This is a genomic window from Pseudomonas sp. (genome assembly GCF_030698175.1).
Taxonomy (GTDB): Bacteria; Pseudomonadota; Gammaproteobacteria; order Pseudomonadales; family Pseudomonadaceae; genus Aquipseudomonas.
This window is the reverse complement of record NZ_JAUYNT010000018.1, coordinates 119,586-145,543: the sequence shown is the minus strand read 5'-3', so window position 1 is coordinate 145,543 and position 25,958 is coordinate 119,586. Positions and strand designations below refer to the sequence as shown.

At 58.7% G+C, this 25,958-nt stretch carries 20 protein-coding genes; 13 read left to right on the top strand and 7 right to left on the bottom strand.

Features of this window, described 5'->3' with window-relative positions; all coding sequences use genetic code 11:
* Positions 1–229: 229 nt before the first annotated feature.
* A complete protein-coding gene (locus tag Q8R10_RS09555; RefSeq protein WP_305653201.1) occupies positions 230–1,771 on the bottom strand; it encodes an NAD(P)/FAD-dependent oxidoreductase in 1,542 nt (513 codons plus the stop codon).
* A 112-nt stretch (positions 1,772–1,883) separates the two neighbouring features.
* On the opposite strand from Q8R10_RS09555, the gene Q8R10_RS09550 reads away from it, so the two are divergent.
* Positions 1,884–2,915 carry an AraC family transcriptional regulator gene (locus Q8R10_RS09550; RefSeq protein ID WP_305653199.1) on the top strand — a complete coding sequence of 344 codons (1,032 nt, stop codon included), beginning with the start codon at positions 1,884–1,886 and terminating at the stop codon, positions 2,913–2,915.
* 9 nt (positions 2,916–2,924) lie between these two features.
* Here Q8R10_RS09550 and Q8R10_RS20840 read toward each other — a convergent pair whose 3' ends face one another.
* The gene (locus Q8R10_RS20840; RefSeq protein WP_371133308.1) at positions 2,925–4,508 is read right to left on the bottom strand and encodes an EamA family transporter; all 1,584 of its coding nucleotides are present in this window, start codon (positions 4,506–4,508) and stop codon (positions 2,925–2,927) included.
* Between the two features lie 78 nt (positions 4,509–4,586).
* On the opposite strand from Q8R10_RS20840, the gene Q8R10_RS09535 reads away from it, so the two are divergent.
* The 11 genes from Q8R10_RS09535 to Q8R10_RS09485 all read left to right on the top strand — a co-directional run bounded on the left by Q8R10_RS09535 (position 4,587) and on the right by Q8R10_RS09485 (position 16,232).
* Complete coding sequence (locus tag Q8R10_RS09535; RefSeq protein WP_305653197.1) at positions 4,587–5,099, top strand: MarR family winged helix-turn-helix transcriptional regulator; 513 nt, start codon at positions 4,587–4,589, stop codon at positions 5,097–5,099.
* Between the two features lie 305 nt (positions 5,100–5,404).
* Complete coding sequence (locus tag Q8R10_RS09530) at positions 5,405–5,938, top strand: hypothetical protein (protein WP_305653196.1); 534 nt, start codon at positions 5,405–5,407, stop codon at positions 5,936–5,938.
* Between the two features lie 79 nt (positions 5,939–6,017).
* Complete coding sequence (locus tag Q8R10_RS09525) at positions 6,018–6,476, top strand: GNAT family N-acetyltransferase (RefSeq protein WP_305653194.1); 459 nt, start codon at positions 6,018–6,020, stop codon at positions 6,474–6,476.
* 81 nt (positions 6,477–6,557) lie between these two features.
* On the top strand, positions 6,558–7,010 hold the full coding sequence (locus tag Q8R10_RS09520; protein WP_305653192.1) for a VOC family protein: 453 nt from the start codon (positions 6,558–6,560) through the stop codon (positions 7,008–7,010).
* A gap of 146 nt (positions 7,011–7,156) precedes the next feature.
* Positions 7,157–7,576: a GFA family protein gene (locus Q8R10_RS09515; RefSeq protein ID WP_305653190.1), complete on the top strand. Its 420-nt coding sequence runs from the start codon at positions 7,157–7,159 to the stop codon at positions 7,574–7,576.
* Positions 7,577–7,748: 172 nt separating this feature from the next.
* Positions 7,749–7,838 carry a K(+)-transporting ATPase subunit F gene (locus tag Q8R10_RS09510; RefSeq protein ID WP_183089635.1) on the top strand — a complete coding sequence of 30 codons (90 nt, stop codon included), beginning with the start codon at positions 7,749–7,751 and terminating at the stop codon, positions 7,836–7,838.
* Positions 7,839–7,846: 8 nt separating this feature from the next.
* The gene (gene kdpA / locus Q8R10_RS09505) at positions 7,847–9,544 is read left to right on the top strand and encodes a potassium-transporting ATPase subunit KdpA (RefSeq protein ID WP_305653187.1); all 1,698 of its coding nucleotides are present in this window, start codon (positions 7,847–7,849) and stop codon (positions 9,542–9,544) included.
* A 10-nt stretch (positions 9,545–9,554) separates the two neighbouring features.
* Positions 9,555–11,645 (top strand): potassium-transporting ATPase subunit KdpB, encoded by a 2,091-nt coding sequence (gene kdpB, locus Q8R10_RS09500; protein WP_305653184.1) that lies wholly within the window; start codon positions 9,555–9,557, stop codon positions 11,643–11,645.
* Between the two features lie 243 nt (positions 11,646–11,888).
* Positions 11,889–12,455, top strand: coding sequence for a potassium-transporting ATPase subunit KdpC (gene kdpC / locus Q8R10_RS09495; protein ID WP_305653182.1), 567 nt, complete (start codon positions 11,889–11,891; stop codon positions 12,453–12,455).
* A 275-nt stretch (positions 12,456–12,730) separates the two neighbouring features.
* The gene (locus Q8R10_RS09490; RefSeq protein ID WP_305653181.1) at positions 12,731–15,379 is read left to right on the top strand and encodes a sensor histidine kinase KdpD; all 2,649 of its coding nucleotides are present in this window, start codon (positions 12,731–12,733) and stop codon (positions 15,377–15,379) included.
* Positions 15,380–15,512: 133 nt separating this feature from the next.
* Positions 15,513–16,232, top strand: coding sequence for a response regulator (locus tag Q8R10_RS09485; protein ID WP_305653180.1), 720 nt, complete (start codon positions 15,513–15,515; stop codon positions 16,230–16,232).
* Between the two features lie 222 nt (positions 16,233–16,454).
* On the opposite strand, the gene Q8R10_RS09480 is transcribed toward Q8R10_RS09485, so the two are convergent.
* The 3 genes from Q8R10_RS09480 to Q8R10_RS09470 all read right to left on the bottom strand — a co-directional run bounded on the left by Q8R10_RS09480 (position 16,455) and on the right by Q8R10_RS09470 (position 22,110).
* Complete coding sequence (locus Q8R10_RS09480; protein WP_305653178.1) at positions 16,455–18,971, bottom strand: sigma factor-like helix-turn-helix DNA-binding protein; 2,517 nt, start codon at positions 18,969–18,971, stop codon at positions 16,455–16,457.
* 5 nt (positions 18,972–18,976) lie between these two features.
* Positions 18,977–21,223 carry a DEAD/DEAH box helicase family protein gene (locus Q8R10_RS09475; protein ID WP_305653176.1) on the bottom strand — a complete coding sequence of 749 codons (2,247 nt, stop codon included), beginning with the start codon at positions 21,221–21,223 and terminating at the stop codon, positions 18,977–18,979.
* A gap of 389 nt (positions 21,224–21,612) precedes the next feature.
* Complete coding sequence (locus Q8R10_RS09470) at positions 21,613–22,110, bottom strand: hypothetical protein (RefSeq protein WP_305653174.1); 498 nt, start codon at positions 22,108–22,110, stop codon at positions 21,613–21,615.
* 317 nt (positions 22,111–22,427) lie between these two features.
* Here Q8R10_RS09470 and Q8R10_RS09465 point away from each other — a divergent pair, with 317 nt between their 5' ends.
* Positions 22,428–23,762, top strand: coding sequence for a bifunctional diguanylate cyclase/phosphodiesterase (locus Q8R10_RS09465; protein ID WP_305653172.1), 1,335 nt, complete (start codon positions 22,428–22,430; stop codon positions 23,760–23,762).
* A gap of 76 nt (positions 23,763–23,838) precedes the next feature.
* Here Q8R10_RS09465 and Q8R10_RS09460 read toward each other — a convergent pair whose 3' ends face one another.
* A complete protein-coding gene (locus tag Q8R10_RS09460) occupies positions 23,839–24,936 on the bottom strand; it encodes a BMP family ABC transporter substrate-binding protein (protein WP_305653171.1) in 1,098 nt (365 codons plus the stop codon).
* An 87-nt stretch (positions 24,937–25,023) separates the two neighbouring features.
* Positions 25,024–25,956 carry an ABC transporter permease gene (locus Q8R10_RS09455; RefSeq protein ID WP_305653169.1) on the bottom strand — a complete coding sequence of 311 codons (933 nt, stop codon included), beginning with the start codon at positions 25,954–25,956 and terminating at the stop codon, positions 25,024–25,026.
* Positions 25,957–25,958 lie beyond the last annotated feature (2 nt).

The following is a 25,958-nucleotide window of genomic DNA, read 5'->3' as shown; positions in this document are numbered from 1 at the left end:
GCCGATAACCAAGCTTGTTTCGGTGCGCCAAGCCAGCACAGCATCGCGGCTAAAGCCGCTCCTACAAAAACGGGCTGCGGCAGTGGGTAATATTTGCCGGTGCTTGCACGAATCTTTCGCGGCTAAAGCCGCTCCTCCCAAAGCCCAGCACCCTGCAGCAATTGCATCGGCTGGCCACTCCTTGTAGGAGCGGATTTATCCGCGATGGGCGCTGCAGGCAACCGCAATCTCACGCCGTACTCGGCGCCGCGTCCAACAGCTCGACGGGCTGTGGCTGGCTGGCGCAGGTGACGAACTCGTAGTCTTCATCGCGCACTCGCCGGGTCTGCAGCCAAAAGCGCCAGGTGGCGCCCGGCCAGATCAGTACGTTTTTGCCACCGGCCTGTTGATACCAGCTGGTGCAGCCAGAAGACCAGGCGGTGCCGACGAACCTGGCCTGCAGTTTCTGGTTGAACTCGCGCTGCACCTGCGGCTTCACGTCCAGGTAGTCGGCGCCTTTCTCCTGCAGGCGCTTGAGGCACTGCAAGACGTAATGCACCTGGGCTTCGATCATAAAGATGATCGAGTTGTGGCCCAGGCCGGTATTCGGCCCGACCAGTTGGTAGAGGTTCGGGAAGCCCGTCACCGTGGTGCCGTAATAGGCTTCGGCGCAATCTTGCCAGTCTTGCATCAGGTCGTGGCCGGGCAGGCCTTTGCAGGGGAAGTCCTTCATGTAGATGCGCGGGTCGGTGACGAAACCGGTGCCGAGGATGATGCAATCGGCCGGCAGCTCGCGGCCATCGCGCAGCACCACCGAGTGTTCGCGCAATTCTTGAATGCCCTGGCTGACCAATTCGACGTTGTCGCGGTTAAACATCGGCAGCCACTTGTTGGAAATCAGGATGCGCTTGCAGCCGATCAAATAGTTCGGTGTCAATGCCTTGGCCAGCGCCGGGTCCTTGACCTTGGTGGTAATAAACAGCTCGGCCAGTTTTTGCAAAACCCCCGCCAGGCGTGGCGCAAACAGCGGCCAAACCCGTGACTCGTTGCTCCAGTACAGGCGGGCGCGGTGCAGGAAGCGGGTGAAGGGCAGGCGGGCAAACAGGCCTTTCTCCCAACCGGCGTAGCTGCGCTCATCCCGGGGGATTACCCAGGCCGGGGTGCGCTGCAGAATATTCAACTTGGCCACCTTGGCGGCGATTTCTGGTGCGTACTGGATGGCGCTGCCGCCGGTGCCGATCGAGACCACCTGCTTGCCGGTCAGGTCATAGTCATGGTCCCAGTGCGCCGAGTGGAAGAGCTTGCCCTTGAAGTTTTCCTGCCCGGGCAGTTTCGGGATCGACGGCACATGCAGTGGGCCTGAGGCCAGCACCACATGGCGGGCGACATACTGCTCGCCGGCTTTGGTATCCACCGTCCACAGCCCTTTGGCCGGGTCGAAGTGCATGCCGCAGACTTCGCGCTGGAAGCGCACGAAAGGGCGGATGCCGAACTTTGCCGTGGTATCCAGAATGTATTGCTGGATCTCCTGCCAACCGGCGTAACGCTGGCTCCAGTCGCTTTTGGGCGCGAAGGAGAACGAGTACATATGCGACTGCACATCGCAGGCCGCGCCCGGGTAACTGTTCTCGCGCCAGGTGCCGCCGACCTCGGCGGCTTTTTCCAGAATCACGAAGTTGTCGTTACCGGCTTCGCGCAACTTGATGGCCATCCCCAGGCCGCCAAAGCCTGAACCAATGATGAGCACATCGACAGTCTTGGGGTTGCTTGCGGCTTGCGCTGAGTTGTTCATAGGCACCTGGGCAGGATAAGTTTCAACCTGGCCAGTCTAGGTGTGGCCGACGGGTGTCGATATGCTAGGGTTGGGTATAAATTGATAATTTCGGCAAGACAATAAAATCAATATGGCCAGTCATCCAATCCTCGGGCTCATCTACATCATCAACAGTTTGCGTAAGCAGGGTGTGGATACCGCCGCCTTATTGCAGCGTTATGGCCTGGATCTTGATCACCTGGCCCTCGATGCTCGTATCGACCGCAGCCTGGAGCTGCGGCTGCTCTGCGAGCTGGCGCAGGAGCTGGTTGAGCCCAGCATCGGCCTGAGCATCGGCAATGGTTTTGGCTTTGCCGGCTACGGCCCGCTCAGCCTGCTGCTGTTGACCTGCGACACCGCTCAGGAGGTGCTGCATTGCGGTTTGCGCTATCAACAACTGACCTACTTGTTCAGTGAGCTGAGCTTCCAGGCCGGGGATAAAATCAGTGCACTGACGCTTAGCACCCTGCCGCTGGCGGAGCCGGCGCGGCGGCTGCTGATCGACATGCAGATGGCTGGCACCTACAAGTTGATTCGCGACATTCAGACCAACCTGAACATGGATCTGTATGCCGTTCAGGTCGATCTGCCCTATCCCAAGCCTGCCGAGGCCCAGTTGTATGAGCAGTTTTACGGCTGTCCGGTGCACTTTGACGCCAGCATCGGGCGGTTTTGGATGCGCAATGAACACCTGCAGTTGCGCCTGCCCAGCAGCGACCGCAGCGCCAATGCGCTCTACCGTCGGCAGTGCGACCAGCTGCTCCTGGGGCTGCAACAGGAGCAGGTCAGCGGCAACTCGGCCGATCAGGTGCGTGCGCACCTGACCCTGTTCACCGCAGGTTTCCCGTCGGCCGCCGAGGTGGCCGCGGCCCTGGGCTTTTCCGAGCGGACCTTGCGCCACCAGTTGCGCAGCCAGGGCACCTCGTTCCGGCGCATCCTCGAAGAGCTGCGCTTTGCGCGCGCGCGGCAATTGCTCGAAAGCAGCCAGCTGTCGGTAGAGGTCATCGCCGGGCAACTGGGCTATGTCGAGTCGGCGGCCTTTATTCACGCCTTCCAGCGCTGGTCTGGCAGCACCCCGGCGCTCTATCGCCGCCAGCAACAGGGGCGGGCGCCTGCGGAGTGAGCGCCCGACTCAGGCAAACTCCAGCACCTCATGCAGCGCTTTGCGTGGTTTTTGTGGCCAGTTGCCGGCTGCTGGGTAGCCCACTGTTATCAATATCACCGGCACCTCATTGGCCGCCAAGCCGAATTCGCGTGTCACGCCCTGGGCGTCGAAGCCGCTCATGGCTCCGGTCGACAGCCCCATGCCCTGAGCCGCGAGCATCAGCGTCATTGCCGCCAGGGACGCCGAGCGCAGTGCCTCGTCGCGCTGCAATTGCGGATTGCCCGGGTGCGAACCCTGAGCGGCGGCGACCCAGCCGGCCTGTGTCGCCTGATCCAGAATGCCCGCATCAACCGCTGGCTGCAGTGTTTGGGCGAGGCTTTCATGGGCCGCCAGGGTGCCGCAGATGATGAAGGTCACGGACGCGTCCGCCACCTGTTGCTGGCCGTAGGCCACCGCTTGCAAGCGGGCCTTGGCCTGGGGCGTGCGCACGGCGATAAATTTCCAGTTCTGGAAGTTGTAGGCCGAGGGCGCCCGAGTGGCCAGACGCACCAGTTCGCTGATGTCCTGATCGGACAGCTGGCGGTCAGCGTGGTAACGGCTGGTCGAGACCCGCGCCTCGATCAGGTTTTTAATGAGATTGGACATGCTGTTCTCCTTGAATGGGTGGTTTTTCGCTGTGCTGAGTAAGTCCAAGCCCTGACTTGGGGGAGTCGCAACGCCGGCCTTGGCGGTTGCTGTTGGTTCGCGAGAAGTGGACGCCCATTGCACCGCCAGGATGCTGCCGAGCACGGCCATCAGCCCGGCCAGTGATAGCCCCGTCATGCTCTGGCCAAGCAGCGCCCAGCCGATGACGACCGCTACCAAGGGGCTCAACAAGCTCAACGACGACACGGCCACTGGCGCTAGCCGGGCCACGCCGCGAAACCACAAGACATAGGCCAGCAGGGCACCAAACAGCGAGAGGTAGGCGTATGCCAGCACCTGCGTGAGGCTCAATGTCGGCAGTGGCGGATCAACCAAGTAGGCCACGGGCAGCAGCAACAGCCCGCCCACCAGCAATTGCCAGCCGGTGAATGCCAACAATGGCAGCGTGGGCCGCCAGCGCCGCGTCAGGTAGGTGCCAGTGGCCATGCAGGCGGTTCCGGCAAAGGCCGCAGCGATGCCCAGCGGGTCCCATGTGGCGCCTGGCGCCAGCAGCAAGGCGGCCATGCCGGCTATCCCCACGATGCTGGCCAGCACGGCCAGCTGAGCGGGCGGGTGCCGATCAAATAGCCACACCAGGGCCATGATCAGCAGGGGCTGGATGGCGCCGACCACGGCCGCCAAACCACCGGGCAAGCGATAGGCCGCCACGAACAACAATGCCTGAAAGAAACCGATGTTCAGCGCCGCCAGTATCGCCAGACGCCCCCATTCAGCTCGCTTGGGCCGACGCCGGCTAAACAGCACCAACAAGATGCCGGCCGGCAGGGTGCGCAGCAAAGCGGCCGTGAAGGGCAGGCCCGGCGGCAGCAGTTCGGTGGTGACTATGTAGGTCGAGCCCCAGATAACGGGTGCCAGTGCGGTGCTGAGCGCATCCAGCCAAGTCGGGCGGGTTTGGGTGGTCTTCATGTAATTACCTTGAATTCAAGATAAGATAGAGCCTAGCGAGCACTTGTCTTGAATTCAAGCTAAATATGGGGTGTGACTATGGCCGACAAGCAGCGGACTGACGCGGTGGATGTAATTCTTCAACAATGGCGTCGGGAGCGGCCGGACTTGGACGTCAGCCCGATGGGCACCATCGGCCGGATAAAACGCTGCTCGGCGCTGCTGCAGCGAGAGCTGGATCAAGTCTTCACAGCCTTTGGCATGACGACTTGGGAGTTCGATGTGCTGGCCACCTTGCGCCGCTCCGGGGCGCCCTATTGCTTGGCGCCGACTGCCTTGTTTCAGTCCTTGATGATCACCTCCGGCACCATGACCCGTCAGCTGCAACAGTTGGAAGCGGCGGGGCTGGTCAGCCGGATGGCCAATCCCAATGACGCCCGCAGCATGCTGGTGCAATTGACAGCGGCCGGGCTGGAGTTGATCGACCGCACAGTGACCGCCCATGTGGCGAACGAGGCACGCATCTTGGCGCCGATCAAGGCCGCTGAGCTGCTGGAGCTGGATGCTCGTCTGTCAGAGTTGCTGGGGGTTTTGGAGCCTGGTCTCGCCTGATCTTGGGCGGTGTATTTTTGGACTTGGTTTTAATCGCCGCTACCGTTTGCGAACGGCTGCAATCGCGCTTAGCCGGCAAGCCATGGCAGGCAACTGTCGGCCAAGCGCGATCCATGGACATGCCCGCAGGGAATCAGTAACGTGCCGGCACTGCATGTCGTTTCTCTCCCCGCTGAATGTTGATTTGCAAAACTCGACATTCAAACTGAACAAGGAATTAGTCATGGGCAAGGAAGGCTGTCAGGCGAAAATGGTTGAAAGTATTACGCCGCATATGTCGTCTATTCATAGTTAGCTTGCAAAATATGAACAGAGAAATCGCACTCATCCTCGCCAAGATCGTTCTCAGTGTTCCTGTAGGAATCGGACTTGCATATCCATTCATTCAGCCGCATGCCTCTGGGGGCATTATAGGTGAGTTGAAAATATTCGGTCCCATTGGATCCGTCGTCGCCATTGTGGTGTTCTTGTTGTTGGTTTTTTTCTACGCCTTAGACCTCATCAGGTCACTCGAACTGGTTTCTCCCGCGTCAAGAAAGGCCAAGCCCAACAGTGTGTGGTTTATGTTTCTTTTGCCGTACAACTTTATCGAAGACTTCTTCATCGTATCTAATGTGGCCAAGTCTCTAAAAGCTGAGGCGGGCATTAATCCGGCACTAGCTACGTTTAAGTCCTATGGAATGATCTCGGGGCTAGGCTGGTGTGCCGCACAGATAATTTCGCTTATTCCAAATCAGGTCGGGTCGGTTGCAGGTGTAGTGGCCATAGGCTTCTGGATATGGCATTGGGTATTCATCCGCCTCGCCAATCGTATTCTCATGGAGTCCGGCACAAGCTAACAAGCGGTTCAAATCGTTCGCTTCGCTCTCTGTGACTGCGTACCACAGCCCCTTAACCTAAACGTTAGAGGTATTGCTGATGATCATATCTATACGCGAAGCACGCCCGGAAGACGCGGTGGAAATCAGCGCTCTAATAATCGCTGCTATTAAAGAGACTAATGCCAAAGACTATCCCGCATCGTTTATTGAAAAGCTGCCAGAAAATTTTTCACCTGAGCAGATAGCAAGTCGTATGCTGGTCCGTAAGACATATATTTACGTGGAAGACGGAAAAATTACCGGAACTGCTAGCTTAGATAAAATCGCCATACGCTCTGTTTTTGTAATGCCAAGGCGTCAGGGTTTAGGTATTGGTCTAGCTCTAATTAAACACATAGAAGAGCTAGCTACAAAAAATGACATAAAGGAATTGACTGTACCCTCTTCGGTTACTGCTGAAGGCTTTTATCAGAAACTAGGGTATGCGAAAGTGCGTGAGGAGTATGAAGGTGTTGAGAGAATAATCATAATGAGAAAAATAACTTCACCATTCTAACTAGTGGTTCAAGCCGCTTGCTTCGGTCACTCGGGGCCGGCTAAAGCCGGTCCCTTAAGCAAAAGATATACGGTATGAATTATGGATGGTGCCGATATGTTTCCCCCGTTAACACCAGAGCTAAATGTTCGCAATATTGGTAAGTCCCTAGAGTTCTATACGGGGTTGCTTGGCTTCGCTATTTGTTTCGAGCGTCCAGAGGATGGTTTTGCAACAATAGAACTCGATGGCGCTTTTATAATGCTTGAACAAATAGAAGAACTTGAGCCGAACGATGATCCATGGATTACAGCAAAACTCGAATATCCCTTTGGTAGAGGTATAAATTTCCAGATAATCGTTACGGGTCTTGACGGTATTTACAGTCGTTTACTGAAGGATGGCTATCCAATCAGGCTACCCTTGGAGCAAAAATCATATCGAGTCGGTAATAAATTCTTAAATGTCAGACAATTTATGATCATGGATCCAGACGGATATCTACTCAGGCTAAGCACTCTTACTGGCGAGCATCCTGTTGACGCTCTGGAATAATAGGCGGTTCAAATCTTTTTCTTGGAAGAAATGCAAAAACGCTTTGAGGTAATGCTGAAGCAAAACGAAGTGTCGTAATTAACCTAAATCTGATGCCAAACTAAATCTGCTCGTTAGGCATTAATTTAAAATAAGGATATCCAGTTATGAAAATCTACGAAGGCAGTTGTGGTTGCGGTGCCGTTAATTATTCTTTCAGTGGCGAGCCGGTCAATTCGGTATTTTGCTACTGTAAGGAGTGCCAAGTGCGTACCGGCTCGGACAAGTGGTTCGGCCTATGGGTGCAAAAAGAGAACTTTACTTTCACCAAAGGCACGCCGTTGACCTTTACCCGGCCTGGCGATTCTGGCCAAGCCATGCATCATCAGTTCTGTGGCGCCTGCGGCACAAATCTATGTGTCGAGGTAACAGTCGCCAATATATATTCAGTCGCGGCCACAACACTTATCGGTAACCACTTGTTATCACCCAAAATTGCAATTTATACCGCGTCTGCACCTTCATGGGCGGTGTTTCCTGAAGGCGTGCCGAAGTTTGATATTTTGCCGCCTGGCCTTGGCGATTGAGTACCCAGCAAGGCGCACAAGGCGCCTTGGTTGTTTTCGCCGCAGCCAGTGGTGTGCGGTGAAATTTACGCTTTCTTTACGCCGCCTCGGCCCGCTGGCAATCGAACCTTTACGCCTCTTGCTCTGAGAATGACTGCATGCGCTATCCAGCGTCATTCGGAGCAGATCACAGATGAGCATTCTCGACGGGTTGTCCTTGGGCTTGGCCGCAGGGCTTTTTATCTACTTGTTGGTCGCGTTGCTGCGCGCCGATCGTAGCTAGGAGGCGCCATGCAAGTTCAAGACTATTGGCTATTACTGGCCTTTTTCGTGTTGGTGCTGGCGCCGGCCCCGTTCCTCGGGCGTTACCTGTATCGGGTGATGGAAGGGCAGAAGACCCTGCTCACGCCGCTGTTGCAGCCGGTCGAGCGGCTCTGTTATCGCCTCTCAGGGGTAGATGAACGCGCCGAGCAAGACTGGAAAACCTATGCCCTGGCCTTGTTGGCCTTTACCGCAGTCAGCCTGCTGACGTTATTCGCCATTCTCATGCTGCAGGGCTTTTTGCCGCTCAATCCGCAGCAGTTGCCGGGCATGGAGTGGATACTGGCGTTCAATACCGCAGTGAGTTTTGTCGCCAATACCAACTGGCAGGCTTATAGCGGTGAGGCATCGCTGAGTTACTTCAGCCAGATGGTCGGCTTGGGCGTGCAAAACTTCGTCAGCCCGGCGGTTGGCCTGGCGGTGCTGGTGGTGTTCTGCCGGGGTATCACCCGCAAATCGACTAACAATCTGGGCAACTTCTGGCTCGATTTGACCCGCGCCACCCTCTACGGCCTGCTGCCGTTCTGCTTGATTCTGGCGTTGTTGCTGGTCTGGCAAGGTGTGCCGCAAACCTTTATCGATTATGCCCACGCGCTGACGCTGCAAGGCGTCGACCAGACCATTCCGTTGGGGCCGGCGGCTAGCCAGATCGCCATCAAGCAACTGGGTACCAACGGCGGTGGCTTCTTCGGCGTCAACTCGGCGCACCCGTTCGAGAACCCAACCGCTTGGAGCAACCTGTTCGAGGTGGCTTCGATCATCCTGATTCCGGTGGCGTTGCTGTTCACCTTCGGTCACTACGTTAAGGACTTGCGTCAGAGCCGGGCCTTGCTGGCCAGCATGCTGATTCTGTTTGTGCTCGGCTTGGGCGTGACCACTTATTCCGAACTGCAGCCTAACCCGGCCTTGAGCGCCTTGCCGATTGAGCAAGTGGGTTCGCTGGAAGGTAAGGAAAGCCGCTTCGGCACTGTTGCTTCGAGCCTCTGGGCGGTGACCACCACGGCCGCTTCCAACGGCTCGGTGAATGCCATGCACGACAGCTTCAGTCCGTTGGGCGGCATGGTGCCGATGTTCAACATGATGCTCGGCGAGGTGATCTTCGGCGGCGTCGGTGCCGGGCTGTACGGCATGTTGCTGTTCGTGCTGATAACAGTGTTCCTGGCCGGCCTGATGATTGGCCGCAGCCCGGAATACCTCGGCAAGAAGCTTGAGGCCCGCGAAGTACGGCTGCTGGTCTTCACTCTGCTGGTGATGCCGGTGGGTGTCTTGGTACTGAGTGCATTGGCGGCCAGTTTGCCGGTGGCGGCGGCCTCGGTGACTAACCCTGGCGCCCACGGTTTTAGCCAGATTCTTTATGCCTACACCTCGGGTACCGCCAATAACGGCTCGGCGTTCGCAGGTTTTGGCGCTAACACGCCGTACCACAACCTGATGCTGGGCCTGGCGATGTTGATTGGCCGCTTCGGTTACATCCTGCCGATTCTGGCAATTGCCGGCAGCCTGGCGGCGAAGAAACGTGCGCCGGTTGGCAGCAACAGCTTCCCCACCCACGGCCCGCTGTTCGTCACCTTGCTGACCCTGACCATTTTGCTGATTGGCGGTTTGACCTTCCTGCCAGCACTGGCTCTGGGCCCTGTCGCCGAACACCTTGGCTCGTTGGCTCAATAAGGACATGCACATGAATGCGCAGACGCAACTCAAAAGCCCGGCGCCGAACAGCGCCAAGCAACATGGCAAGCAAGCGGCCAAAACCAGCCTGGCGGCGCTGTGGAAACCGGCGCTGAAACAGGCCTTCGTCAAGCTCGACCCGCGTCAGTTGGTGCGCTCGCCAGTGATGCTGGTGGTCGAGCTGACCGCAGTGGTCACCACGCTGTTGTGCCTAGTGCCTGCTTCTCAAACAAGCGCTGGGCAGGTGTCCACTGGCCTGGCGGTGCAAATCGCCCTTTGGTTGTGGTTCACCGTGCTGTTTGCCAACTTCGCCGAAGCCTTGGCCGAAGGCCGTGGCAAGGCCCGCGCCGACAGCCTGAAGGCTGGCAGTCAGGGCCTGAGCGCACGCAAGTTAATCAGTCCGGGCAAGTACCAGACCGTGGCGGCCAGCAGCCTGCGCCGTGGCGACATCGTGCGGGTTGAGTGTGGCGAGCAGATTCCCGGTGACGGTGAGGTGATCGAAGGTATAGCCGCAGTCAACGAAGCGGCGATTACTGGTGAATCGGCTCCGGTGATTCGCGAATCCGGCGGTGACCGCTCGGCGGTCACCGGCAACACCGGGGTGGTTTCGGACTGGTTGCTGGTGCAGATCACCGCCAACCCCGGTGAGTCGACCCTGGACCGGATGATCGCCCTAGTGGAAGGCGCCAAACGGCAGAAAACCTCCAATGAAGTGGCGCTGGATATTTTACTGATCGGCCTGACGCTGATCTTCCTGTTGGTGGTCGCGACCCTGCAGCCATTCGCCCGTTACGCCGGTGGCGATCTGCCGCTGGTGTACCTGGTGGCGCTGTTGGTCACGCTGATTCCGACCACCATCGGTGGCCTGTTGTCGGCCATCGGCATCGCCGGCATGGACCGCCTGGTGCGCCTGAACGTGATCGCCAAGTCGGGCCGTGCAGTCGAGGCGGCCGGTGACGTGCATGTGTTGCTGCTGGATAAAACCGGCACCATCACCTTCGGTAACCGCCGTTGCAGCGCGATGATCAAGGCGCCTGGCGTGTCCACCACTGACCTGTCGCAAGCGGCTTTGTTAGCCTCGCTGGGTGATGACACCGCCGAGGGCAAGTCGATTGTCGAGTACCTGCGCGGCCTGCATCCGGTCGAGGAGCCGGCGCGCGAGACGATCAAGGTGATTCCTTTCACGGCCGAAACCCGTTTGTCCGGGGCCGACTGGGACGGTCATATTTATCGTAAGGGCGCCGTCGATTCGGTGCTCAATTACCTCAGTCTGAGCCGCGAGCAGGTGCCGGCGCCACTGGCCCGTGACATCGAGAAAATCGCCCAGAGCGGCGGCACACCATTATTGGTGGCCGGCGATGGCCAGTTGCTCGGCGCCATCCACCTGAAAGACGTGGTCAAGCCCGGTATTCGCGAGCGTTTCGCTGAGCTGCGGGCGATGGGCATTCGCACCATCATGGTGACCGGCGATAACCCGCTGACCGCCGCCGCGATTGCCGCCGAAGCAGGGGTCGATGACTTTATTGCCGAGGCCACGCCGGAGCGCAAACTGCAGCGCATCCGCACCGAACAGGCCGAAGGCAAGATGGTTGCCATGTGCGGTGACGGTGCCAACGACGCCCCGGCGCTGGCCCAGGCCGATGTCGGCATGGCGATGAACGATGGCACCCAGGCCGCCCGCGAGGCCGCCAACCTGGTGGACCTCGACAGCGACCCAACCAAGCTGCTGGACGTGGTACAGGTCGGCAAGGAATTGCTGGTGACCCGTGGCGCGCTGACCACCTTCTCGGTGGCCAACGACATCGCCAAGTACTTCGCCATCCTGCCGGCGCTGTTTGCCGGCATCTATCCGCAGCTCGGCGTGCTCAACCTGATGGGCCTGCACAGCCCGCAGAGCGCGATCCTCTCGGCGATTGTGTTTAACGCGCTGATCATAGTCGCGCTGATTCCGCTGGCCCTGCGCGGGGTACGGGTACAGGCGCTGGATGCGGCGAGTTTGTTGCGCCGCAACCTGCTGATCTACGGCCTGGGCGGCATCATCGCGCCCTTTATCGGGATCAAGCTGATTGACCTGCTGCTGGTGGCAGTGGGGCTGGTTTAACGGCCGGCGTGTTTTTGTAGGTTGGTGTTGAGCGCAGCGATACCCAACGAGGTTGCAATGATGGGTATCGCTGCGCTCAACCCATCCTACCGCCTGGTTTGACGACCGGCGTGCTTTGTAAGGCTCACGCGTCATCCCCGCGCAGGCGGGGATCCAGCTGCGCCGCTCCCTGGGTTCCCGCCTGCGCGGGAACGACGAATAACACTGATTCGCATAGTCTTTTCAACTCTTGAGGTTCTGATCATGCTTAAACAACTTCGTCCCGCCGTGAGTTTGTTGGCCCTGCTGACGCTGGTTACAGGGGTGCTGTATCCGCTGACGGTCACCGGCATTGCCCAGCTGGCGTTCCCGGCGCAAGCCAACGGCAGCCTGGTAATGGATGCCAAGGGAGAGGTGCGCGGCAGTGCGCTGCTGGCGCAGCAATTCAGCGGCGCCGAGTGGTTCCAGTCGCGGCCCTCGGCCGGGGCTTTTGCCACCGTCGCCAGTGCCGCCAGCAACCTGGCGCCGAGCAACCCGGCGTTGGCCGAACGTATCGCCATCGATGCCGCGCAGCTCAGCGTTGCCGGCCAGGGCGCGGTGCCGATGGCGCTGCTGACCACCTCCGGCAGCGGCCTCGATCCGCACCTGCCACCGGCCGCCGCGCGTTATCAGCTGGCCCGTATCGCCGCCGCCCGTGGCCTGCCCGTGGAGTCGCTGGAGCGGCTGTTGGTGCAACACACAGAGCAGCCTATGGTGGGTCCTGCGGTGGTCAATGTGCTGGCTCTAAACCTGGCCCTGGCCGACAATCGCCCCTCCTTTGACCATCAATAAGGTTATGTCTCCGTTAAGTGTTGATGACAAAAACGTAGGGTGGGTTAGTGGCGCAGAGCAGAATCAGAGCATCAACTGCGCAATGTGTGCGCCACGTAACCCACCAGCGATGATCGGCCTGCCCCCGCTGGTGGGTTACGGCGCCACAGGCTAAGCATCAGCTGAGAGCCCGTGGTCATGCGCCTAACCCACCCTACAAATTACCGCAGCTCAGGCATCGCTTGATCGGCCGCACGCCTCAACAATTAACGGGTACATAGCGATGAGTAAGCCCCATGAGTGATGCCGTACGCGCCGATGCCCTGCTGGCCGAGATGCCCAAGGATGGGCGTGGCCGGCTGAAAGTTTTTCTCGGTGCGGCGCCCGGCGTCGGCAAGACCTTTGCCATGCTGCAAGCCGCCCAGGCGCAGCTGGCTCAGGGCGTCGACCTGCGCGCCGGCGTGGTGGAAACCCATGGCCGGGCGGAGACCGAAGCGTTGCTGGTCGGCTTGCCGCAGCAACCGCAGCGCCACCTCAAGTACCGCGACGTGGCCATGACCGAGATGGACCTGGACGGCATTCTGGCCAAGCCACCCAAGCTGTTGTTGGTCGATGAACTGGCCCACAGCAATGTGCCCGGCAGTCGCCACAGCAAGCGCTGGCAGGATGTGCGCGAATTGCTGGAGGCCGGCATCGACATCTACACCACGGTCAACGTCCAGCATCTGGAAAGCCTCAACGATCAGGTCCGCGATATCACCGGTGTGCAGGTGCGCGAGACGCTGCCGGACTGGGTGCTGCAAGAAGCCGATGAAATCCTGCTGATCGACCTGCCACCGCGCGAGTTGCTGGAGCGGCTGCGCGACGGCAAGGTCTATGTGCCGGAGCAGGCGCGGGCAGCCATCGATGCGTTTTTCTCGCAGACCAACCTCACCGCGTTGCGCGAGCTGGCCATGCAAACGGCCGCCGCGCGGGTGGATGCCGACCTTAACCGGCGCTATCGCCTGCAAGGCCATGTCGCGCCGACCTTGCGCGGACGTTTGTTGGTCGGCATCGATGCCTGCGAGCAAGCCGAGCGGCTGGTGCGGCATGCCAGCCGGGTGGCCGAGCGCCGGCATTTGCCCTGGTCGGTGGTGCATGTGGATACCGGCGGCGAGCGTGATGAACGACGGCTGGCCTGTTTGCAGGCCGCGCAACAACTGGCCGAGCGTCTGGGTGGCAAGGTGGTCAGCTTGCGTGCCGGCGAAGTCGCGCAGACCCTGATCGAGCATGCCCGCGAGCGCCGCGCCAGCCTGATTCTGGTCGGTCGTAGCCGTCAGCGGCTGACTCGGCGCTGGTTCGGTCGCGGTCTGGCCGAGCGCTTATTGGCCCGTGGCCAGGGGCTGGAAATCAGCGTGCTGGACAGCACCAGCGAGTTGCTGCCGGCGCCACGCCGCGCCTCGGCACCGCTGGTGTGGCGCGACTACGGGTTGGCGTTAGGGGCGGCGCTGGCGGCCACCGGCCTGTCGCTGGCGGTGTCGCGTTTTCTCGAACTGCCGAATATCTCCCTGGTATTTCTTGCGGCCGTGTTGCTGGTGGCGGTGCGCAGCAGTTTGGGTCCGGCGCTGGCCTGCGCCGGGCTGTCGTTTCTGGCCTACAACTTTTTCTTTATCCCGCCGACCTGGTCGCTGACCATCGCCCGCCAGCAAGACGTGCTGACGCTGTTGTTCTTCCTGCTGATGGCGGCCCTGACCGGCAATCTGGCCACCCGCCAGCGCCGGCAACTGGAGGCGCTACGCCAGACCCAGGCGGAAACCACCGCCTTGCTGGAACTGTCGCGCAAGCTGACCGCCGCCACCGATCGGCAGGCAGTGTTGGCCGCCGCGCTGCAGCAATTCGGCCAGTGGCACGAACTGGAAATCAGCCTGTTGGCGCGCAGCACCGATGGCCTGTGGCAGGTTGAGGCCGGGGTGCAACGGCTGCTGGTCGAGCAGGAACGCGCCGCCGCCGACTGGGCCTGGCAACATGAACAACCGGCTGGCTTGGGCACCGATACGCTGCCTGGCGGGCGCTGGTGGTGGTGGCCGTTGTCGGGTGAGGAGGGGCCCTTGGCCCTGCTCGGCGTCAGCCCCAAAGATGGCCGCCCGCTGCCACCCGAACAGCGCCGCCTGATCGCCGCCCTGGCGCAACCCTTGGCGCAGGCGCTGGAGCGTGCACAACTGGCGCAAGAGCTGGAGGCCGCGCGCCTGCACGGGCAGACCGAAGAGTTACGCAGCGCCTTGCTGGCCTCGGTGTCCCATGACTTGCGCACCCCGCTCACGGCCATGCGCGGTTCCATCGACAGCCTGCTGACCCTGGGTGAAAGCATTTCCCTGAGTGACCGCCGCGAGTTGCTGCAAGGCACCAGCGATGAGGCCGAGCGCCTCGACCGCTATATCCAGAACCTGCTCGACATGACCCGCCTGGGTCACGGCGGCCTGGCCTTGGCGCGCGATTGGGTGGCGCCCGGCGATATAGTCGCCAGTGCCGTGCAGCGGCTGCGCCCGGTGTTGGCCGATCTGCAGCTGGAGGTGCAGTTGCCGGCGCAATTGCCGCTGCTGTACGCGCACGGGGCGCTGATCGAACAGGCGCTGATCAACGTGCTGGAAAACGCCGCGCGCTTCTCGCCCAGCCAGGGCCGCTTGCGCATCGCCGTCGAGGCCGATGCCAAGGAACTGCGCTTCGCCGTCAGCGATCAGGGCCCGGGCATTCCGCTGCACGAGCGCGAGAAGATTTTCGACATGTTCTACACCGCCGCCCGCGGCGATCGTGGCGGCCAGGGCACCGGCCTGGGGCTGGCGATTTGCCAAGGCATGGTCGGCGCCCACGGCGGTCGGGTGACGGTGGATGACGGCCTGGATGGCCGCGGTGCTACCCTGTGCCTGCACCTGCCGTTGCATCCACAGCCGCTAGCGGAAGAAGAGTAGGGCAGGTGCAACCCGCATTGCCGTTGTTGTGCAGATATTTCGCGGGCTGCACCCGCTCTACGGTTGAGCGCGCCCGCATTGCCCTTGTTGTGCAGATTTTGGCGGGTTGCACCCGCCCTACAGATTGAGAGACATGACCACTAATCAACCGACCATCCTGGTCATCGACGACGAAGCGCAGATTCGCAAGTTCCTGCGCATCAGCTTGGCGGCCCAGGGCTATAAAGTGCTGGAGGGCAGCAATGGCGGCGAAGGGCTGGCCCATGCCGCGCTGGCCAAACCGGATTTGGTGGTACTCGACCTCGGCCTGCCGGACATGGACGGCCAGGCGGTGCTGCGCGAACTGCGCGAATGGTCCCAGGTGCCGGTGCTGGTGCTCTCGGTGCGCGCCAGCGAGAGTGAAAAAGTCCTGGCGCTGGACGGCGGCGCCAATGATTACGTGACCAAACCCTTCGGCATCCAGGAATTTCTCGCCCGGGTGCGGGTGTTGCTGCGCCAAGCCGGCAACGGTGAGCAGCAGGCCGCCAGTGTCAGCAGCGGGCCGTTAACCGTGGATTTTGCCTATCGACGGGTGACCCTGGACGGGGCCGAAGTGGCGCTGACCCGCAAGGAGTACGAGGTACTGGCCACGCTCGCCCGCCACCTCGGCCGGGTGCTGACCCAGCAACAACTGCTCAAAGACATCTGGGGCCCCAGCCACGCCGAAGACAGCCACTACCTGCGCGTGGTAGTCGGTCATCTACGCCAGAAACTCAACGACGACCCCGCAGCGCCGCGCTTTATCGTCACCGAAGCCGGGGTTGGGTATCGGTTGCTTGAGGTCTTAGCCGCGAGTGGCTCTTCGGACAGTTGAGAGGCCTGTATTGGTTTGATCGCAGCAGGTTATGACTGGCTGCTGTCGGCCAAGAGCTGCCGGTCGCGACAGACTATGAATGGCCAAAAGCTGACTGAGTGTGAAGCTAATTTTGGGGCCTTAAGGTCTCTAGGGCGGCAGGGCCTATTCGTTTAGAGGTTAACGGGCTAGGCCACTAGAGCAGCTGTTTAGCGCTCCAGGAGCTGATTTACCTACACAATTTCAGTCGATTTCCAACTCACCCTCTAATTCATCTTCCACTTCAGGTACGCCTACACCAGCGGCCAGTCGTGCCTTCGCGGCTTTCCAGTTATAGAGGGATACTCTGGCAGCCTCCTCGTTGATCGCAATATGCAAGCGTAGCGATTGAAGGTTCTGCTCGAGGCTATCATCTGGCTTACAAAGCGTATCGATCGCGTCTGTCAAACTAGCAAAGGAAATAGGCTGCAGAGCGAACAGGCTGTGGCGGCGTTGCCAATGCCCGAGTTGGGCGAAAAAGCGAGCAAGCGAACTGTAGAAGTATTTTGAGTAGGCTTCGCCCTGCAACGCATTCAGCTCATATTGAATGATTGAGGGGTCTACAGGCTTGTCGTGGCTTCGTAACACCGACTCTATCGCATGCCGCATTGCATCTAGGTCGATGTTTTCGTAAGCATGCTCCGGAGTGGTGTAAAGCATACGGTCTACCTGCACGACCTGATTGGTGAACATTAACTCGCTGAGATAAAACTTTGCGTGTCGCGAACTACGGCTTTTCAAAAGTTGCGCCACCTCGTTGCTGGTTAAAGGCCCTAGTCTTTGTCGCATCGAGTGCAGAATTACACTTTTTTGCGAGTACAAGTCGAACGCCGGATTCAGACTTATGGAGTCGGTCTGCGATTTACCGTTGAAATAAATTCCGTAGTCTTCTCCGTGCATCTTCACTACATAGCGAAGGATGTAGTAGTCATGTTTACGCAGCTCCGGTAAACCTGCATGGGCCTCGCTTAAATGCGACACCTCCCGTGCAGAAGTAGCGAAGTAGGTATGCAGGGCTTGGAAAATGGCGGGTTTGTCGACGGTGGAAAAATCGACGTACCGGGTATGTCTGTAGACTCCTTTGCCGGCGACATACATAAGTGCCGAATCCTGCAATCCATGGCCACTGGTCTGCTCTGAAAACGAACTGCGGGATATACCGCGTCTGTTCGCGTGTCGGGCAATATCCAGCCATGGTAGGCCGTTAGGGTGTTCACTGAGCACTGCCGCTGCCGCCTCGTGCTTTCCTAGATTCAGCGGGAGTACTTTCCCGCTCTCGAATGCCACTTGAGCTTTGGCATGTAGGAATTGCAACGCATTGGATGCATCCTTTTCATCCCCGCCCAGCTCTTGTTGCAAATATTGAAGGACAACCAGCTGATCAACAGCCGCGCCATACAGGGCGAAGTACCCATCAAGTATTGCCAGTGGCGGGTGTGTCGAAGAGACAGTAGAGACGATACGGCCATGGCTAACGAATGCCAAAAAATCATGGAAGTGGGCCTGTTCCGCAAAGCATTCGGACAGATCTGCCATCTCTAGGTGCAGCGTTTCCTGCGACAGACTTGTTACTGCGCGCCAAATCTCGGCGGAATCCAGAGCAAGATAGCCATTGAGCCGCTCGTTAATCTTGCTTTCCAATTGGCGGATGCGCTCTCGGGAAACAGCATATTTTTTGCCAATTTCCGAAAGCGTCAGGCGCTCGTCAACGAATCCCCAACGGTGCTGGAAGATCAGCTGGCTTTTCTCATCAAGCGTCGCCAGAAAAGTATCCACCCGATCCAGCAGAAACCCACCCAATTCCGCCACCGATGCAAACGATTGCGCCGTGGAGGTAATCAACGAGGTTGGGGCAGTGTGATAGTCCAGAGTGCCCGTTGTAATGAGCTGAAGCTCGGCAGCCAAACGTTCCCGCACCTGTAATAGCTGGCTTCTTGTGCGACCGACCAGCGAACCTGTCGCATCTTGCTCCAATGAGTCGAAGCTCAAAATAGTCCTGATGTCAGCACGACCTATAACGCGCTCAAGCTTGGCAATGACTTTAAGGTCAGCAGCGTCTAACTGCGTCAAATTGAGTCGCATGTCCTCTCGAACGAGTTCGAGAGGATCAACGACGCCTGACAAATCTGGTGGCACAGGCAGAAACTCGGCTGCCTGGATATACAGGACCTTGAGCTCCTGCCAGTCATCCCTGTAGGCTTTACCGACTCCATCAAGCCTGAGCAGGCCTTCTACGGGCAGGTTCAAAATATCCTCAAGCCGCTCGAAGGTGACCGTGACTCCAGCACTGCGGCTCGCGCTACGGCACAGTCGGGCAATCAATTTGTCGAAGCGGCCACCGAGTTGCACATCACCGATCAGAGTCTGAGGATGTGGGAGACGTGGCGGAACGTCAGTCGCTGAAGACCCCGCCTTCACGTCCGCGTGATAGCTAAGGGGGGGGGGATTGAGTGTGCGGTGTTGCTGCTCATCTGCGAACGTGAGCACTCCCTGTTCCTTCTGCGACGTAGACGGTTGCTCGATATCGGCCGGAATCTGCCAAAAAGCCAGCAGCTCCCAGAAAGCTGGAAGCGCACGCAAACTAAGAAAGTCTTCAACATCCAGTTTGGCGATCAGGATATCTAGGCGTCCCGACGTTTCGGTTGCAGGGAGTAGGCCTGCTGCGATCATCTGCGCTTTCAGCGAGCGAGCAGCTGTCGTCATTTCGGATAAAACGTGCATTTCTACTAACCTCTCAACCGCACCAAAAACACCGATGTGGAACGAAACACGGCGGTTATTAGGTCGAGTTGCTCTTTGGATAGCGTCAACAGATCCGCGCGGCTGCTGACAACTCCGCGATATTTTGCGAGCAGCTCAAGCTGTGCCCGATCCTCAGGTAGCACAGGAGCAGAGACAGACTGAACGACTGCTGTGGCCTGCGCTGTAATCCCCCCCGGTTCAGGAGCCGCTAGCGCGCCCTGAGCAATGGTATCGAGCACCTGTGTCGGCGTTAGCCTGGCGATTGAGCGAGCCATTTCCGTTGCGGTAAACCACGGCAGCGTCTTGTACTGGAATTCCAACGACAGCGCCTTCGGGCTGGGTGGCACCCCGTGCTTCTCCTGATAGCCCCTGTAGGCTCTAGCTACTTCTTTATTGATGGCAGCGGTATCGATGTCCCAGCCGAACGCGGCCTGGAGATACCCTTGATAGGAGTCAAAGTGCGTAGCTACCTGGTCCACAGAAAGGTCTTCCAGGCTGCTTTCCAGTGCCTCAATTGACGGTACGTTACCGGTGGCGTTCTGATAACGCCTAAGCTGCTCGACCATTTCCTCACGGCTATTGAGCCGGTATCTCAGGCGTTCGATCAGGTCAAGCACGCGCGCAGCCGACTGGCTGTAAGTCACTTCAATAGTGTCATCGTGCAGATCGTGTTGATCATCACGGGCCTCATCCAGATCGTCCTCAGTCAGCCTTTTTCTTGGCTTGCTGCGCACAGCCTTGACCAACTGCTGAACATCCTTCAAGCGGTCCAGAGATCCCACAAAGTCGAGCACATGAACACAATCTTTGTTTTTGGTTTTGCGTAGGCCGCGCCCTAACTGTTGCAGCCACACGGTTTTCGAACCCGTGTATCGCATGAACACCAGCAGATTGGTTTCAGGGATATCGATCCCCTCATTGAACAGATCGCATACCAAGATGTACTTGAGTTCGCCTTCGCGGAATTGCCGGATATTTTCTCTGCGTTCTGCATCCAGCATGCGCGAATGCACGCTGGTGGCGGTACCAGCTTCGAAGAAACCGAGCAGGTGCCGAAGATGTCTGATGTTCCGACAGAAGACGATGCCCTTTACGTTACTCAACTGCTTCTGTTTGATCGTAGCCTCAATCAGGCGCACGACTTCTTGATCCTTCTTATGCAGGAAAAGCCGTTTATCCAGATCCGAAATCGACAGACCACTCTCCAGTTGGTCAATGCGATCCTGGTCAATGTCATCGAGCAAAACCAAGTACTTGGGAAACGCCAGTTTCTTATGCTGCAGCCCCCAGATCAGGTCATAGCGGCCAATATGGCCGTCCGCGCCGCCGAAGAATTCACTAACGCTTTTGTTATCGGTGCGCCAAGGCGTTGCTGTAAGGCCAATAAGCAGACGGGGTTGGAAGTGCGCCACAACGCTCGCATAGGTTCTGGCCGGCGTGTGGTGCGCTTCGTCGACGATTACGTAATCAAAGCTACCCGCCGCCAGGTCGCCCAGTTGGCCATACAGTGTGTCAAAGCTGGCAAAGACCAAGTCAGTATTCTCAGGCCGAGAACCCGCGAAGCAGGCAGAAAAGCTGTAACTCCCCAAACCCAACACGTTCTTGAAGGCGGTCACCGACTGCAACAGAATCTCGATCTGATGAGCGAGAAACAGAACGCGCGGCCTAACCTCAGCACGTTCGAGCAATTGTTTGATCAGTAACGCAACGGTGTAAGTTTTTCCCAGGCCGGTTGCCATCTCGATCAGCAGTCTTCGTTTGCCTGTATCGAAGTGTTCCAGTGCCTGTTGAATGACCTCAACCTGATATTCGCGCGGCTTAATCCTTCGGCCGATCTCCGAGCCGCGAACCACAAACAAGTTCTTCAACGCGTCCCGGTCAATCAGTTCAACACCTAAGCGCAAAGCCCGGACTTTGACCTCGGAGGTGAAGTACGAGTTGGTGACCAAGATCATCAGTTTCACATTTGCGAGCCGAGCCCCGGTGACCAATTGGTTTAGAGCGCTGACGTCCACCGTAGTGTTCAGCTGGCGTTGTTTTACCTCTACTGCAAACTTACGTCCGTCGCGGTAGGCAAAGATGTCCACCCCACCATCACCGTAGCGATATTCGCTGCCAGTCTCTGTGACCACTGCTTCCTGCCAGCCCGAGGCAAGCAGCAGATCCTTCACAAAGTGCTCAAAATCTTTATGGCTCAGGTCATCCACCAACCTGAAATCTGCAACTTGCATCGCGTCCCCTAGCTATCCATATCATTACTGATGTGAGCATTGCCCCAAGCATGCCGGAGCAGAGTATTAAGTCTCTGAGGCAAAGGGGGTAGATTTATTTACCGTACTCTAAACATCGTTTTTGGAAAACAGCCGACGCTTAAAGTGAATAGACCTTGGTTTCGTAGACAGTTTCGATGGGCAGCTTTTGGCCGATTGCGGTCTGTTACGGCCGGCAGCGAGTAGCCTGGGCATCTACACGGTGGGAAACGCTTCGCGGTTTCCCACCCTAGCGGACTTGAGAGCGATGTAGGGTGGACAACGTTTACTTGTCCACCAGCTTCTGCGACAGGCAGCTTCGTGTCGGTTCCGCTCGCTCACTAAGGGCCGCTACCGACTCTTTTGCTCTTTTAAGCGTGGGTGCCTGGGGCGCCGCGAGCGTGCTTCTTCTGCAGGATCAGCGACGCCTCGTTGTAGGCCATCTGGAAGGCATCGCCGCCGATCCAATCCACTGCCGTGTCTTCGTCTTCAGCGTGGAAGATCCCGCGATAGGTGATCAGCAGGCCCATCATAAAGTCGGTGGCCGGGTCTTGCGCTTCCTCGGCGACCACCAGCTCCAGCACCGGGTATTGCAGGAACACCAGGCACATCGCTAGCAGGCTGATGCCTTCGCCGACGTTCATCGCCTGGAACAGGTCGTCGAACAGTGCCGGGTCGAAACCGTTCTCTTCGATGTCTTGGAAGTCGAAGGTGCTCAGGTCGATTTCGACATCATCGAATGGCTCGTTGATCAGCGGATTGGCCAGCAGCGGATGTACGACATTGGCTTTGGACTTGCCCGAACGGTTCTGCTTGGCCTTGGCTTTGGCCCGCTGGGCGCGTTTTTGCTGTTTATCTGGGGAGGCCATGGCGGCGAGTTCCTTGTCCGGTGCAGCCATATTCATGGCCTGGGATAATCGGGCACACATTGTATTCAGCAAGTAGCCTGGACACTACAGGGTGGGAAACGCTTCGCGGTTTCCCACCCTGCGCGGACTTGCGAACGATGTAGGGTGGGCAACGTTTACGCGTCCACCAGCTACTACGACAGGCTGCTTGGGGTCGATATGGGCATGCTGGCAACTAGCGCCGCGCCGCGAAAAAATGAATAAAGGCGCTGTGCCGGCATGCTAGCGTTAGCTCTGAGTCGTAAATTCACGGCCTTGAGCAACCTGTGTAGTCGCTTATGAACAAAGCAAGCCCCACATCACTGGCGAGTGTTATCGATCTGCTGCTGGACGCGGTCTGCGTGGTGGATGCCAGTGGTCGCATCGTGTTTGCCAGCGCCGCTTGCGAGCGTATTTTCGGTTACACGCCGGAGGAAATGCGCGGCAAAGCCATGATCGAGATGGTGGTCGCCGACGATGTGGCCAGAACCTTGGCGGCGGCCAATGAGGTGATGGCCGGGCAGCCTAAGCTGCACTTTGAGAACCGTTATAAGCGCAAAGACGGTCGCGAGGTGCACATCATGTGGTCGGCGTGCTGGTCGGAGAGCGATCAGCTGCGCATCGGCGTGGCGCGCGACATCAGCGAGCTGAAACAAGCGCAAGCGCTACAAACCGCGATTTACTCGATCTCCGAAGCGGCCCATGCGGCCAAAGACCTGGTCGCGCTGTTTCAACAAATCCATCAGATCATCGACACGCTGCTGCCGGCGCTGGGTTTTTGCGTGGCGCTGTACGATGCACCAAGCGATCAGCTGAACTTTCCCTATCACGTCGAAGAGCAGGATCAAGCCTCAAGCTCGCTGGAGCCCTCAACTAGCATCTGCCAGGCGGTGGTGCGCAGCGGGCAGCCGCTGCTGCTGACCCCCGAGACGCTGAACAGCGTGTTGGCCACCTTATCCATGACGGTCGATGTCAGTACCTTTTGCTGGCTGGGCGTGCCGCTTTATTCGAGCCAGGGCACCATCGGCGCGCTGGTGTTGAAGAGCCGCGCGGGCAGTGTCAGCTACACCGAAAAACACCTGGAGCTGCTGCAGTTTGTCGCCACTCAGGTGGTCACTGCCATCGAGCGCAAGCGGCTGTATGCCCGCTTGCAGCATATGGCGCAAAACGACGAACTGACCGGCTTGCCCAACCGAACTTTTTTGTATGACCGCTTGCAAGTCGCGCTGGCCAGGGTCAAACACAGTGGCGGACGCCTTGGCGTGATCTTTCTGGACTTGAATAAATTCAAGCAGGTCAACGACTCTTTCGGCCATGCCGTCGGTGATCTGCTGCTGCAGGAAGTGGCCAGCCGGCTAAAACAAGTGGTGCGCGAGGGCGATACCGTGGCCCGGATCGGCGGCGACGAGTTCGTGGTGCTGCTGGAAACGATCAAACAGCCGGAAACGGCCGTACTGGTCTCTGGGAAAATCCGCGCCGCCCTGAGCCAGCCCATGGATCTTGAAGGGCGCAACGTGCACATACTGCCGAGCATCGGCATTGCCCATTACCCCGAGCATGGTGATGGGATCGCGCAGTTGCTCAAATATGCCGATGAGGCAATGTATGTGGATAAAAACAGCGGCAATCCATAAACCGGTTTTTAACCGTGTTGCTGGGCACAAGGAAAAAGGCCAACCGCGAGGTTGGCCTTTTTTATGCGTTAAGAGTTTATTTTTGCGGCAGTTTGGAGGCTACGCCTTCGACGAAGTAGTTCATTTTATTCAGCTCTTCATCGCTGATGACTTGGCCGGCGGCGGCGCGGGTCTTGCCGTCCTGGTCGACTATCGGGCCGCTAAACGGGTTGAAGGTGCCGGCTTGCATCTGGCCTTCCAACGCGCTGATTTGAGTCTTTAGCTCGGCAGGCACCGAGGCATTGAGTGGCACTATTTTGATCATTCCCTCCTTGTAGCCACCCCAGGTTGAGGTCGACTTCCAGCTGCCATCGAGCACTGCTTGGGTGGTTTTGGTGTAGTAGTCGCCCCACTGGTGGGTGGTGCCGGAGAGTTGCGCGGTGGGGCCATATTTGGCCATGTCGGAGTGGTAGGCAAAGGCATGCACGGCTTTCTCTTCGGCGGCTTGCACCACGGCGGTGGAGTCGGTGTGGTGGGTGAGCATGTCGGCGCCTTGGGAGATCAGGGTCATGGCTGCTTCGCGCTCTTTGCCCGGGTCATACCAGCCGTTGGTCCAGATCACTCGTACTTCGGCTTTGGGGTTCACGCTGCGGGCGCCGAGGGTGAAGGCGTTGATGCCCATCACCACTTCCGGGATGGGGAAGGCGGCCACGTAACCGAGCACATTGGACTTGCTCAGTTTGCCGGCGACCACGCCATTCAGGTAACGTCCCTCGTAGAATCGCGCGTTGTAGTTGCCAAAATTCTTGCCGGTTTTATAGCCGGTGGCGTGCATAAAGGTCACGTCGGGATACTGCTTGGCGACCCGCTGCACGAAGTTCATATAACCGAAGCTGGTGGCGTAGATCAGCGTGTAACCGCTGTTGGCCAGTTCGCGAATCACCCGCTCGGCATCGGCGCCCTCGGGGACGTTTTCGATGTATTTGGTTTGCACCTTATCGCCCAGGACTTTTTCCATCTCGAGGCGACCCTGGTCGTGCTGGTAGGTCCAGCCGGCATCGCCTATTGGGCTGATATACACAAACCCGACCTTCAGCGGTTCTGCCGCGTGCGCCTGGCCGAACAGGTTGGCGCCAAACACCAGCGCGGCGGTCATGCCACCGGCGACCTTGATAAAGTCTCTGCGATTGCTCATCTGTTGTGCTCCTGGTTGCCGTGCTTAGGTTGCGTACGAGGGTTAACTAAAGTGCTGGCGCGGTGTGCTGCTGGCCGCGCCGCGCGATTAAGCGTCCGGCCGGTAAGGTTGGCCGAGTGACAGCGGTGAGTTCAGGCGAATGCTTTGCTGATTACGCGAGATCAGCACCAGCACAATGATGGTGGCGAGGTAGGGCAGGGCCGAGAGCAGCTGTGACGGCACATTGATCGGCAAGCCTGAGCCTTGCAGGAATAACTGGCTGATCATCACGCCGCCAAACAGGTAGGCGCCGACCATCACCCGCAATGGCCGCCAGGTGGCGAACACCACCAGCGCCAGGGCGATCCAGCCCCGGCCAGAGACCATGCCTTCGACCCACAGCGGGGTGTAAAACACCGAGAGAAAGGCACCGCCAATCCCGGCCATGGCGCCGCCAAAGATTACCGCCAGATAACGAATGCCAATCACCGAGTAGCCGATGGCGTGCGCCGATGAGGGCGATTCACCGACCGCGCGCAAGATCAGTCCGGCGCGGCTTTTACGCAGAAACCAGACCACCGCGGCGAGCAGCACCCAGGAGAAATACACCAGCCATTGATGATCAAACAGGGCCGGGCCCAGCAGCGGAATATCGGCCAGTAAGGGAATGCGCAGGGTCGGTACGGTTTGCAGGGTCAGCGACTCAAACGGCTTGCCAATAAAGGCCGACAGGCCGACGCCGAAGATCGCCAATGCCAAGCCTGAGGCAACCTGATTGGCCATCAGGGTCAGGGTCAGCAGAGCAAACAGCAGGCTCATCAAGGCACCGGCGCTCATCCCGGCCAGTACCCCGAGGTAGGCATTGCCGCTGTAGTGGGTGACGGCGAAACCCGCCACCGCACCCATGGCCATGGTGCCTTCGGCGCCGAGGTTGAGCACTCCGGCTTTTTCGCTAATCAGCTCGCCGAGGGCGACGATAATCAATGGGGTGCCGGCCACCAAAGTGGCAAACAGAATGGCGCTAATCAGGTTGATATCCATTG